The following is a 12,629-nucleotide window of genomic DNA, read 5'->3' as shown; positions in this document are numbered from 1 at the left end:
GCCTAAATAGGATATCACAAAACCTGCGTGAATGCAAGCGTTCTGACCAAAATAAATGCAAAAATTTTCTGTTTTGCCCAACAGACAGTCTTTCACGCTCCGATCAGACAAACAGCTGCTTATCTGCCGTCAAAAACTTTTTGCGCAGGATGTTGGCGCTGACGGCAGGCAGGCCGAATTTTTCTTCCAGAAAGCCGGTGAGCAGCGAGGGGTTCAGGTTCAGCTCCTGCGCAGCGGGCAGGCACAGCTCAATGTGCACGCTGTCCCCCTCCGTGGTGTACTCCACTTTGGGCAGATGTTCCTTCAACTCAATGATCTTGTTGCCCTTTTTGCCGTGCTTTTCCACCGGGGCGCTTTCCAGCGCGTTGTACGCATCCAGCGCCGCAGCCGCTGCCGCCGGGTAGGTGATGCGATAGCATGCGTAGGCAATGAGGTCCGCCTTCATCTGCACCGGGCCAACGTGCGTGATCACGATGCCTGCGGGCATGATGGCATTGAGGGCCGCTTTCCACTGTTCAAAATCCGGGGCTTCCGCTTCGGTCTTGACGTCCACGCACTCGCACTCACTCTCCTGCCCCAGAGAAAGCGGGCAGGCAAAGGTCATATAGATGTGGGGATTGAAGCCCAGCGTATGCCACACCGGCAGGCCGCTGCGCTTGAGCACACGCTGCATCACCCGCTGCAGGTCCAGCAGGGAAATGTAGGAGGCCTCATTCTTTTTCTCAAACGAGATTCTGACTGTAATCAAAGCAGGGACCTCCTAACAGATGATTTGCGCCGCAGCCGTGGCAGGCACGGTTGCAGGGCTGGGTGGTCTGGGCGGCAAGAGCCTTTTGGTACTCCCGCACCAGATATTCGTGGGTAACACCGTAGTCCATATGGGACCAGGGCGTTACCTCGTCCAGACCAATGGGGCGCTGACAGTAAAATGCCGGGTCGATGCCCAGATCAGCAAAGGTCTGCAGCCAAGTATCGTACTTGAAGCACTCCTCCCAGCCGTCGAAGTAGCAGCCGCGTTTGTAGGCTTCCACAATGACCGGTGCCAGACGGCGGTCGCCCTTGGCGAACACGCCCTCCAGAAAGCTGGTGGTGCTGTCGTGGTAGTTCACCTTGATCTTGCGGCTGCGCACACTTTCCAGCAGGTGCTTCTGCTTGGCGCGCAGCATTTCTTCAGTGTCCATGGGCACGAACTCAAACGGCGTATGGGGCTTGGGCACAAAGCAGGCACAGCTGATGGTCACCTGAACGCCCTTTCCCTTGCCGCGCTTGGGCAGAGAATAGTAAAGATCGACCACCTTCTGCGCCGTCTCTGCGATGCCCTCAATGTCCTCCATGGTCTCAGTGGGCAGGCCCATCATGAAGTAGAGTTTGACCGAGGTATAACCCGCGTTGAATGCGATGGTGCAGGTCTTTTCGATCTCATCCCATGTGACATTCTTGTTGATGACGTTGCGCAGGCGCTGGGTGCCGGCTTCGGCGGCGAAGGTCAGGCCGCTCTTGCGCACCTTGGTGGTCTTTTCAATGAGGCTCTGGGAGAAGTTGTCCACGCGCAGCGAAGGCAGCGACAGACTCACATGCTCCTTGGGTGCCCACTCGTTCAGATCGTCCAGCAGCTCTTCCAGCTGGCCGTGGTCAGAGGTGGACAGGCTGGAAAGGCTCAGTTCTTCATAGCCGGTGTTAGCGCACAGCTCCTGCGCCGCCCTGTTCAGAAGGCCCGCGTCACGCTGGCGCATGGGACGGTACAGAAAGCCCGCCTGACAGAAACGGCAGCCACGCACACAGCCGCGCAGCACCTCGATGCTGGCGCGGTCCTGAATGGCACCCACCATGGGCACCACGAAATTCGTAGGCGGGGCAAACTCGTTCAGGTCCTTGATGATCGCCTTGGTGATGCGCGCTGGGATGCCCGGCTCATTGGGGGTGATGGCCTTGACCCGGCCATCTTCGTAATACTCCACATCGTAGAACGCCGGGATATAGACGCCGGGGATCTTTGCAATGCGCAGCAGCAGTTCCTTTTTGGAAACGCCGCCCTCCTTCTTGGCCTTTTCGATCTCGGCGCAGATGCCGGGCAGCTGGTTTTCGCCCTCACCCAGCTGGACCACATCAAAAAAGTCCGCAATGGGTTCCGCGTTGCAGGCGCAGGGGCCACCCGCCACGATCAGCGGCCAGCTTTCATCGCGATCCTTGGAATAGAACGGGATGCCCGCCAGATCCAGCATAGCCAGAATATTGGTATAGGAAAGCTCGTACTGCAGGGTGAAGCCCACTGCATCAAAAGCGGTGAGCGGGTCCTTGCTCTCCATGGTGTAGAGCGGCAGACCAAGACGCTCCATCTCAGCCTTCATATCCAGCCACGGCATAAAAGCACGCTCGCACCACCAGTTTTCGTGGCTGTTGAGCAGCTCATACAGGATCTTTTCGCCGAGGAAGGACATACCTACCTCATAGGTGTCCGGAAAGCAGAACGCAAAGCGGACATCCACTTTTTCTTTGTCCTTATATACACTGCCGGGTTCTCCGCCGGTATAACGACCAGGCTTCTGTACCCGTCCCAGTGCTTCTTTCAGTTTTGGATCAAACATCGAGTCCTCCAATAAACAGTCCATTTTTACACGTCATTTTATTGTACCCGAAATGAGCTGTTTTTTCAATCATTTCCCTTAAACTTTTTGCCTGCACGCCGCATTTCGCACAGGCAGGATGCCAGCTGCGCCCCATCCAGCGGTGGAACGGGCAGCAGATTGAATCCCCCGGTCAGCAGATTTGCCGCCCAGAAGGCACTGCCGCGGATGGTCAGTTCCTGTTCCAGCCGCAGCGCCCAGATGCCTGCCAGCATGAAATTGACCGCCGGGCCTGCAGCAGCCAGCCAGAAGAGCCGCCCCGGTGAAAGGCCCCGGGCCGGAGCGTCCATCCGCATACAAAAGCCAGTCATGGTCACCTCAATGACCGGAAAGCGGCGCAGAAACACACAATACACCAGAATGTGCCCGCACTCGTGCAGGAACGCCGCCAGCAGCCCCAGCCGCAGAAAGCCGCTTGCATCAAAGTAGAGTAGAAAATACAGTGCGCTACACAAAAGCAGCGGGTCGCGGAACACCAGCGGCCCCAGCTGCCGGGAATCATGCAGCTTCATGAGGAAAGGCCCAGCGCATCCGCCGGGTCACAGGCTGTTCCCTGCCGGTACAGTTCAAAATGCAGGTGTGCTCCCGTAGCGCGCCCGCTGCGCCCTGCTGCGCCCAGCAGCTGCCCTGCTTCCACCACCTCGCCCGGGCGGACATAGGCGTACTGCAAATGGGCGTAAAGTGACTCGCTGCCATCTGTATGAAGAACACGCAGACAGGTGCCATAGCTTGTGCTGCGGTATGCCTGCACCACCGCACCGCCTTCCGCAGCAAGCACTTCTGTTCCCTCTGCACAGGCAAGATCAATGCCCTTATGGAACGTCCTTTCCCCGGTAAAAGGATCCTGCCGCCAGCCGTATCCGTCCGAAACACGGTACTGTGTGGTGTCCAGCGGGAAACAGAGCTTCCCCGTTTTTTTCTGCGCCCGCACCGGAAGCACCAAGCACACCAGCAGTCCGGCTAAAACTGCCAGAAAAATCACCCTCCGTCTGGGCTGCTCCCTGCCGTGCCCGGCTCGTCCCCATCGCTTTGCCCGCACCTTCTGCCTCCCGCCTTCCGTTTGCTTTTTATTTATGCAGGCAAACACGCAAAAAGACCCGGCAGTGGGTTTGCTCTGTCGGGTCTTGCAAATATTATCTGCGTAACTTGAAAAAATCCAAAATCCGTTTCAGGCGGCTTCTGGGGGCGGGTGTCTCCACCACCACCGGCTTTATCGGCTTGGCTGCAGGGGCAGGCTGCGGCTCTGTACGCTTTTTATGATTGACCATCTGTTCCAGCTGGTCAAAGCGGTCGCCGCTTTCCGGTGCCGCAGCAGATTCCGGGTGAGAAACTTCTGCCTGTTTTGCAGCGGGAGCCGCTTCCGTTTTCGCAGGTTCTGGCTTTGCTGCTTCGGCAGAAGGTTCAGGCTGTTTTTCCTGCGCAGCGGCAGAAAGCCTCCAAGGCTCCGGCTGCATCCAGTCATTTTTCAACAGCTCATACATGCCCATCTGGCCGTTCACCAGTGCTTCGCCCTCAGCGGGCTTTACCTTCTGGTAGCTGCCGTCCGGGCGCATCTCGCGGGCATTGACGTTATCCCGCAGCTGCAGCTGCAGAATGTCGGTAAGCTTCCGCACCAGCACGGGATCCTCCACGCGCACGCCCACCTCCACGCGGCACTCGGTGTTGCGGGTGAGGAAATCGCCGGATGCAATATAGATGCGGGTATGTGCACCATCGAAGAAGCTGTAAATGCGGCCATGCTCCAGATAACGACCCACAAGGCTGCGGATATGCAGGTTCTCCGTCTTGCCGGGCACGCCGGCGCGCACGCAGCAGATGCCGCGCACGATCATATCAATGCGCACACCGGCACAGCTGGCTTCCTGCAGCTTGAGGATGATATCCCGGTCGCTGATGGAATTGTTTTTCAGGATCATGGATGCCGGACGGCCCATGCGGGCGGCGGCAATGACACGATCCATCTCTTCCAGCAATACGCTCTTGAAGCGCAGCGGTGCTACCAGCATCCGGTCGCTCTCCTCAGTCAGCTTCTGCACGGCAAGGTTCTGGAACACATTGGAAGCTTCCTCACCAATGCCATGGTCTGCCGTAATGAAGGAATAGTCCGTGTAAAGCTCACTGGTCTTTTCGTTGTAGTTGCCGGTGCCGATCTGGGTGATATAAGAGTAGCCCTCTTTGCTCTTTTTGGTGATAAGGGTCAGCTTGGAGTGCACTTTATAATCATCAAAGCCATAAATGACCGTACAGCCTGCGCTTTCCAGCTGCTTCGACCAGTCGATATTGTTCTGCTCGTCAAAGCGGGCGCGCAGCTCCACCAGCGCCACCACCTCTTTGCCGTTCTCAGCGGCTTCCATCAGCGCCTGCACGATCTGGGACTCCCGCGCCATACGGTACAGTGTCATTTTGATGGAAATGACCTCAGGATCATGGGCAGCCTTTTTGAGCATGGCAATGAAGGGCCGGATGGACTGGTACGGATAGCTGAGCAACACATCGTGCTTCTGCACCTCAGCGGCAAGGTCGTAGTCCGGCGGCGGCAGCATGGGCCGTGCAGCCGGGTAGAACAGTTCCGGCTGACCCTCCGCTTCCATGCGGCCGGTGAGCTTGTAGAAAAAGCTCAGATCCAGCGGGCTTTTCTGCTCGAACACCCGTTTATGGGTGAGCAGCAGACGGTTGCACAGCAGGCGTTCTACCTCCGGGGCCGGGGCAGGCGTGATCTGCAGACGCACCGCAGCCAGCTTGCGGCGGCGCTTGAGCAGCTCGGTCATGATCTCGCGGTAGTCGATATCATGATCCATCATGCCCTCTTTTACGTCGATATCCGCATTGCGGGTAACACGGAAGAGACATTTTTCCTGAATCGTCTCTTTGCCAAAGATGCTGGCCGCAAAGTGCAGCACCAGCTCTTCGGTAAGTGCAAACTGCGTTTCGCCGTCTTTTTTTACAACGTGCATTCGTTCCATCTGGCTGGAAATGGGAATGATGCCAAGGCTCTGCCCTGCCGGGTGTTTTTCCTTGAGCAGAACGCCAAGGTAAATCTCCTTATTGCGCAGGAATGGGAACGGATGGCGGTTATCCACGATCTGCGGGCTGAGGATGGGGAACAGCTCCGTTTGGAAGTACTTCTTCCAGAAGTGCTCGTCCTCCTTGGACAAGTGGTCAAGATCCACCTTGCACCAGCCGCACTCCGCCAGTGCTTCCAGCGCCTTTGCGTAGTATTTATCGCACTCCTCCTGCAGCTGTGCCGTTTTGGGCATGATGGCAGTCAGCTGTTCCGCCGCGGACATGTTGGTCTTGTTTTCCCTCTTGACCTTTTTGCCCTGTTCCTGTTCCAGATTGGCGCGCTCCTGCAGAGAACCCACGCGCACCATAAAAAACTCGTCCAGATTGGAGCCGTAGATCGCAAGAAATTTGACCCGCTCTGCAAGCGGAACATTTTTATCTTTGCCCAATGCAAGAACGCGCCGGTTGAAATCCAGCCAGCTCAGTTCCCGGTTGATAAAAATGGTATCGTCACTCATAATCATTCCCCTTTTTGCTGCGCCGGGCCGCCGGCTGCGGCTCAGCTCACGGTTGCCATTCCTGCCCAGGAATCCACAATGGTCTGTGTCAGGCCCGGAACATTGGCTGCATCTTCTACCCGTTCAAACGGGCCATTCTGCGTCCGGTAATCCAGAATCGTCTGTGCGCGCTTTTCCCCTACGCCCGGCAGTGTGCACAGCGCAGAGAGATCGGCAGTGTTCAGATCCACCAGCACATACTGTTCCAGCCCGGTCGTATCCGGCAGGACCTGCGGTTCGGCAGCCTGCAGCGGCACGGCAAAGCCAAAGGCCAGCACTGTGCACAAAACCGCCGCCGCCAGCGACAGCGCAAGAAAGAGTTTTTCCTTCTTTTGCAGGACCAGAAGATGCGTTTCTCTCATTGTACCTGACTTTCCTCCAAAAAGAAAGGCTTCTGCGAAAGAATTTGCAGAAGCCTTGCACAAATTTTACGCCAAATTTTCAGCATCCCGCACCATACGGTACAGCACTTCCACTGCAGAACCTGCCGCAGCATCGGTCAAAGTGACCTTTTGGGCAGCAAGACGCAGCTCAGCCGGGGCATCCGCAGCTGCGGTGCTCTGGCTGGAAGCGCGCACCATGTCCAGCATAGGCAGCCCTCCGGCAAGTACCAGCACATCTTCCGGGTCGATGCCCACCGGCATACACACGGCATCCAGCATTTCACGGCCAGAGACGGTTCTGGGGGTCAGGATCAGCGTATCCGCTGCGGCACGCTCGCCCAGCAGCACCGCTGTGCGGTCGCCCAGAGATTTTTCCAGCAGCGAGATCATGGGCACTGCCTTGCTGTCCTGATACAGCAGCACCCGCAGCACTTCTTCCCCCTTGATGTCTGCCGCGTTTGCCAGCAGATAAGGGGTCCATTCCTGCCGCAGATGACGCTCCAATGCCTCGCTCATGCGCAGCACGCGGGTGGTACCGTCGGTCATCTGCAGGGCAATGCCCACGCCCTCTGCCACCGGCAGGCGGGCGAACAGGTCGGCATCCTGCCCGGCAAAGGTGCACAGCGGCTGGCGGGTGCCATCGGCAAAATGGTAGGCCATGGCACCGCCGCATACCAGCGCAGGAGCGCTGAGCCGCACACTGCCCAGAATGGACCGCACTGCCCGCGGCGTGCGCTGGGAAAACACCGTAAAACGTCCGCCGCGGCGGACGAACAGCTGCAGCACATCCCGCACCACCTGCGTCAGGTTGCCGTCGGTACCCAAAAGCAGATGGTCCAGATCACACAGTACAAGCGTTGAAGAAAGATGGTTCATACCGTTCCCCTCCTGAGCGTTGCAAGAAAACGAGTGAAGTATTCCGGCAATTCCGAATCGAACCGCAGATGTTCGCCGGTGATCGGGTGCACAAAGCCAAGCGTTTTGGCGTGCAGGCACTGGCCGTGCAGGCTGGTGATGCAATTGTGCGGGCCATACACCGGGTCGCCCGCCACCGGGTGCTGGATGGATGCCATGTGCACGCGGATCTGATGGGTGCGGCCGGTCTTCAGGCGGCATTCCAGCATGGTAAAGTTGTTCAACCGTTCCAGCACCTGATAGCCGGTATAGGCATATTTGGTGTGCGGCTCACTGGCCGGGTAGACCGCCATCTTTTTGCGGTCGGTCTTGCTGCGGCCCAGATTGCTTTCCACAAAGCCCTCATCTTGTGCAAAGCCGCCGTACACGATGGTGCGATACGCGCGCTCCACACTGTGCACCGCCATCTGCTGGGAAAGGCCGATGTGCGTTGCATCGTCCTTTGCCACCACCAGCAGGCCGCTGGTGTCCTTATCGATGCGGTGCACGATGCCGGGGCGAATCTCGCCGCCGATACCGGACAGGCTTCCCTTGCAGTGCCACAGCAGCGCGTTCACCAGCGTGCCGTCCGGGTTGCCGGGAGCCGGGTGCACCACCATGCCTTTGGGCTTGTTGACCACCAGCAGATGCTCGTCCTCATAGACGATTTCCAGCGGGATGTCCTGCGGCACGGCCTCAATGGGCTTTGCGTCCGGAATTTCCAAAAGGATGGTGTCGCCCGCCTTGAGCTTCAGGCTTTTGGCGACCAGCTTGCCGTTGCACAACACATGACCGTCGGCCACCAGCGCCTGCAGAGCAGACCGGGAAAGGCCGGTGTCCTCGCCGCTCAGAAAGCGGTCGATGCGCTGGCCTGCCGTCTCCTGCTCCACCACAAATTCACGCTGTTCCATGGCTCACTGCTCCTTCGGGGACTGCCCGTTCTCAGCGTGCAGCTCTTCCAGAAAAATTACCAGCACCCAGAGGCCCACGCCCACACACACGCAGATATCCGCAAAATTGAACACCGCAAACTGCATGAACAGCAGATTGATGTAGTCCACCACCTCGCCGTTGAGCACACGGTCGATCAGGTTGCCGACACCGCCGGCAAGGATCAGCAGCAGTGCGGCCTGCTGCAGGTATCTGCCGCGGCTGCGGAAGAACAGCCCGTAGGCCACAAGGATCAGCGCTATGCTGGTAGCGATGATGAGGAACAGCTGCTTGCCGCTGAGCAGGCTGAACGCCATGCCCGGGTTGAGCACGAACCGCAGCTCCACCACATGGGGGATCAGCGGCATTGCACCAACGGGCTGCAGCACATTTGTGGCCCACAGCTTGATGACCTGATCGATGCCAATGAGTGCCGCAGCCGCGAGCAGATTAAAAACAACAAATGCCATAGGATACTCCCAAAATCATTCAGTATAAAAAACGGCGCTCCCCGGTATAAGGGAGCGCCGCCCTTTAAAACATTGTTTTATGCGGAACGCTTAGGCTTCCACAACGCTGGCGCAGCGTGCGCACAGGGTGGGATGTGCGGCATGGCTGCCGATGGAAGAAGAATACTTCCAGCAGCGCTCGCACTTTTCGCCGGTGGCATGTGCAGCAGCAACACCCAGGCCCTCGACAGCACTTGCAGCGCCGCCTTCGCCCTTGACCAGCTCTACCTGAGAGACGATCATCAGGTCGGCCAGCTCGTCCATGGGGATGCTGTTGAGCAGGCTGTACACAGTATCATTGCAGTACAGGGTGACGGCAGCCTCCAGAGAAGCACCGATGACCTTTTCGGCACGGGCCTGCTCCAGAACCTTCTTCACCTCGTCACGGACGGCGATCAGCTGTGCCCACTTTGCCTTGAAGGCTTCATCGGCGGCATACTGGCCGGCCTTGGGCATCTCCTCAAAGACAACGTACTGGTTCATGCCCTCAGTCTTGGGCATGAAGTCCCAGATCTCCTGACTGGTGAAGCACAGGATAGGAGCAATGATCTTGTCCAGAGCCACAAGGATCTTGTACATGGTGGTCTGAGCAGCCTTGCGGCCTGCGCCGTTGGTGCAGTACAGGCGATCCTTGGTCACATCCAGATAGAAATTGGACATTGCAACAACGCAGAAGTTGTACACTGCATGATAGACCTTGTTGAAGTCATACACAGCGTAGCCTGCGCTGGTGTTGACCATCAGGTCATCCAGAGCAGCCAGTGCCCAGCGGTCGATCTCCTGCAGCTGGTCGTCAGCCACACAGTCGGTGTTGGGATCAAAGCCGTCCAAATTGCCCAGAATGAAGCGAGCGGTGTTGCGGATCTTACGGTAAGCCTCGCTCAGCTGCTTGAAGATGTTCTTGCCGGCACGCACATCCACGGTGTAGTCGGAAGAAGCCACCCACAGGCGGATGATGTCAGCGCCGTAGTCCTTGATGATCTCGCTGGGCTCCACGCCGTTGCCGGCGCTCTTGTGCATCTGCTTGCCCTGCTCATCCACGACCCAGCCGTGGCACAGAACAGACTTATAGGGTGCGCAGCCCTTGCTTGCAACGCTGGTCAGCAGGCTGGACTGGAACCAGCCGCGGAACTGGTCGCCGCCCTCCATATACATATCAGCCGGGAAGCGCAGTTCCGGACGCTCCTCCAGCACAGCGGCGTGGGTGGAGCCGGAGTCGAACCAGACGTCCATGATGTCGGTGTCCTTGGTCCACTCGGAAGCACCGCACTTTTCGCACACTTCGCCTGCGGGGATGATCTGCTCGGCTTCGTACTTATACCATGCATCGGAACCTTCCTTGCGGAACAGGTCGCTGACAGCCTTGATGGTGGCATCGGTGATGTGGTAGGTGCCGCACTTCTTGCAATAAAATGCGGGGATGGGCACACCCCAGGTGCGCTGGCGGCTGATGCACCAGTCGTTGCGGTCGCGCACCATGCCCTTCATGCGGTCATGGCCCCAATCCGGCATCCAGGTAACGGTGTCGATGGCCTTGTAGACATCCTCGCGGAACTTTGCGATGGAGCAGAACCACTGTTCCGTTGCACGGAAGATGATGGGGTGATGGCAGCGCCAGCAGTGCGGGTACTGATGCTTGATGTGCACCTGACCCATGACAGCACCGGACTCGGTCAAATCGGCCAGAATGGTCTTGTTGGCAGCCCACACGCGCTGACCTGCATACTTACCGGCCAGCTCGGTCAGATAGCCGCCATCGTCCACGGGGACGGTGATGGGCACCTGCGGATACTTCTGGCAGACGTTGAAGTCGTCCACGCCGTGGCCGCCTGCGGTATGGACACAGCCGGAACCGCTTTCCAGCGTGACGTGATCGCCCAGAATGACCCAGCCCTCCTTGGGCAGGTAGACGTGGTTGTAGCGCATCAGCTCAAACTCGGCACCGGAGACCGGCTCACCCACGATCTCGTAGTTCTCGATGTGGCAGGCATCCATGACGCTCTTGACCAGTTCGGTGGCCATGATGTGGAACTCATCGCCGATCTTGACGAAAGAGTACTCGAACTGGCCGTTCAGGCAGATCGCCTCGTTAGCGGGCAGAGTCCAAGTGGTGGTGGTCCAGATGACGAAGTAGGTCTTGTCCATCGGGATGCCGTGCTTTGCCAGCACACCGTTGGGGTCCTGAGAGACGTGGAAACGCACGAAGATGGAATCGCAGTCGTCCTCGCCGTACTCGATCTCGGCCTCTGCCAGAGCCGTGCGGCAGTCCGGGCACCAGTACACGGGCTTCAGGCCCTTGTAGATGTAGCCCTTCTTTGCCATCTCGCCAAAGATCTCGATCTGGCGTGCCTCGAACTCAGGCTTCAGGGTCAGATACGGATGCTCGAAATCGCCGATAACGCCCAGACGCTTGAACTGGTCGCTCATGATATCGATGTGCTCAGTAGCAAACTTTTCGCAGATCTGGCGCAGTTCCAGCTTGGAAATGTCCTTCTTCTTATCACCGACGGAGGACAGAGCCTTCAGCTCGATGGGCAGGCCGTGGGTATCAAAGCCGGGCACGTAGGGAGCCTGGAAGCCCTCCATGTTCTTGTCGCGGATAATGATATCCTTGATGATCTTGTTCAGGGCAGTACCCATGTGGATATTACCGTTTGCGTACGGAGGGCCGTCGTGCAGGATGAACTGCGGCTTGCCCTCGTTGTGCTTCATGAGCTGATTGTACAGGTCGTTGTCGTCCCAATCCTTCAGCATGACCGGCTCCTTCTTGGGCAGGCCGGCACGCATTTCAAACAGGGTCTTGGGCAGGTTCAGAGTACTATCGTACTGCGATTTGTTCTTAGCCAATGGTTTACACTCTCCTCTATATTTCCTTATGGGGTTGCCTTACTCGCTGAACTTGACACCCTGAAAAGCATCGTAGTCCGGCTCGTCCGGCTTAAAATCAGCAGGAGGCGCGGGCGGCGGGTCCAGCTTGAGCTGGCTCTCATCCTTTGCCCAGAAATCCTCGCTGCTGTCAGCTGCCTTGTCGTCGTCATTTTCAACAACGGCAGCAGGTTCTGCATCTTCCTGTGCGGGCTGTGCAGGCTCTGCTTCCGGCTCCTGCACGTCCGCTGCCTGCGGCTGGGCTGCAGCGGCAGGCTCACTTTCCTCTGCAGCAGGCTCTGCCTGTTCGGCATCCTGTGCAGCCGTTTCCTTCTGGAACTCCGGCAGACGGCTCAGCGACTCCACATGGCTGCGGTACAGGTTGAGCACATCAGACTTGAAGCGGGTCACTTCCAGACGCACGCGGTCATACTCGCGCTCCTCTGCAAGGCGCTTCTCGTTTGCTTCGTTCTCGATCTCGTCTGCACGGTCGTTTGCCTTCTGCAGCAGTTCGTTGGCATCGCGGATGATATCATCACCGCGCAGATTTGCACGATGGATGATCTCTTCTGCTTTCTGGTTTGCTTCGCGGATGACATTTTCGCCCATGCGCTGTGCATTGATCAGCGCGCTCTTGAGCATTTCACCATCTGCCTCAAAGCTCTTCAGTTCATCGTGCAGCTTCTGGTTTTCAGCAGTCAGGTCCGCAATCTGCTTGCGAAGCTGTTCCGCCTGCGCATCGTCTTCCCGCAGCTGTTCTTCCACCTTATCCAGAAAACGGTCTACGTCCTCTGTGCGGTAGCCGCGGAGGTTTTTCTCAAATTGCACAGAACGGACATCCTGCGGAGTCAGCATAGTCATTTC

Annotated in this window: 11 protein-coding genes; all 11 read right to left on the bottom strand. The window is 57.9% G+C overall.

Annotation, left to right across the window (positions count from 1 at the left end):
* Nucleotides 1-103 precede the first annotated feature (103 nt).
* Nucleotides 104-748 carry a TIGR03936 family radical SAM-associated protein gene (locus DW937_RS00665; protein ID WP_120119781.1) on the bottom strand — a complete coding sequence of 215 codons (645 nt, stop codon included), beginning with the start codon at nt 746-748 and terminating at the stop codon, nt 104-106.
* A complete protein-coding gene (locus DW937_RS00660) occupies nt 723-2,585 on the bottom strand; it encodes a TIGR03960 family B12-binding radical SAM protein (RefSeq protein WP_097775642.1) in 1,863 nt (620 codons plus the stop codon). The genes DW937_RS00665 and DW937_RS00660 overlap by 26 nt, the downstream gene beginning before the upstream one ends.
* Nucleotides 2,586-2,650: 65 nt before the next feature.
* Nucleotides 2,651-3,136 (bottom strand): peptidase, encoded by a 486-nt coding sequence (locus tag DW937_RS00655; RefSeq protein ID WP_120020213.1) that lies wholly within the window; start codon nt 3,134-3,136, stop codon nt 2,651-2,653.
* Nucleotides 3,133-3,663 carry a M23 family metallopeptidase gene (locus DW937_RS00650; RefSeq protein ID WP_120119780.1) on the bottom strand — a complete coding sequence of 177 codons (531 nt, stop codon included), beginning with the start codon at nt 3,661-3,663 and terminating at the stop codon, nt 3,133-3,135. Before DW937_RS00650 ends, DW937_RS00655 begins: the two co-directional genes overlap by 4 nt.
* A gap of 94 nt (nt 3,664-3,757) precedes the next feature.
* Complete coding sequence (ppk1, locus tag DW937_RS00645; RefSeq protein ID WP_243111393.1) at nt 3,758-6,145, bottom strand: polyphosphate kinase 1; 2,388 nt, start codon at nt 6,143-6,145, stop codon at nt 3,758-3,760.
* A gap of 41 nt (nt 6,146-6,186) precedes the next feature.
* Nucleotides 6,187-6,546 (bottom strand): helix-hairpin-helix domain-containing protein, encoded by a 360-nt coding sequence (locus DW937_RS00640; RefSeq protein ID WP_120119778.1) that lies wholly within the window; start codon nt 6,544-6,546, stop codon nt 6,187-6,189.
* 66 nt (nt 6,547-6,612) lie between these two features.
* Nucleotides 6,613-7,443, bottom strand: a complete 831-nt coding sequence (locus tag DW937_RS00635) for an HAD hydrolase family protein (protein WP_120119777.1) — start codon at nt 7,441-7,443, stop codon at nt 6,613-6,615.
* Nucleotides 7,440-8,372 (bottom strand): RluA family pseudouridine synthase, encoded by a 933-nt coding sequence (locus tag DW937_RS00630; protein WP_118527368.1) that lies wholly within the window; start codon nt 8,370-8,372, stop codon nt 7,440-7,442. Before DW937_RS00630 ends, DW937_RS00635 begins: the two co-directional genes overlap by 4 nt.
* Nucleotides 8,373-8,375: 3 nt before the next feature.
* Complete coding sequence (gene lspA, locus DW937_RS00625) at nt 8,376-8,861, bottom strand: signal peptidase II (protein ID WP_120020209.1); 486 nt, start codon at nt 8,859-8,861, stop codon at nt 8,376-8,378.
* Nucleotides 8,862-8,951: 90 nt separating this feature from the next.
* Nucleotides 8,952-11,747, bottom strand: a complete 2,796-nt coding sequence (gene ileS / locus DW937_RS00620) for an isoleucine--tRNA ligase (protein ID WP_120020208.1) — start codon at nt 11,745-11,747, stop codon at nt 8,952-8,954.
* Between the two features lie 39 nt (nt 11,748-11,786).
* Nucleotides 11,787-12,620, bottom strand: a complete 834-nt coding sequence (locus tag DW937_RS00615) for a DivIVA domain-containing protein (protein ID WP_242959295.1) — start codon at nt 12,618-12,620, stop codon at nt 11,787-11,789.
* Between the last annotated feature and the right edge of the window lie 9 nt (nt 12,621-12,629).

Origin of the sequence: Faecalibacterium sp. AM43-5AT, from assembly GCF_003603345.1 — a bacterium.
GTDB classification, from domain to species: Bacteria; Bacillota; Clostridia; order Oscillospirales; family Ruminococcaceae; genus Faecalibacterium; species Faecalibacterium taiwanense.
The sequence above is the reverse complement of the archived record's forward strand: the minus strand, read 5'-3'. Positions and strand labels throughout refer to the sequence as shown.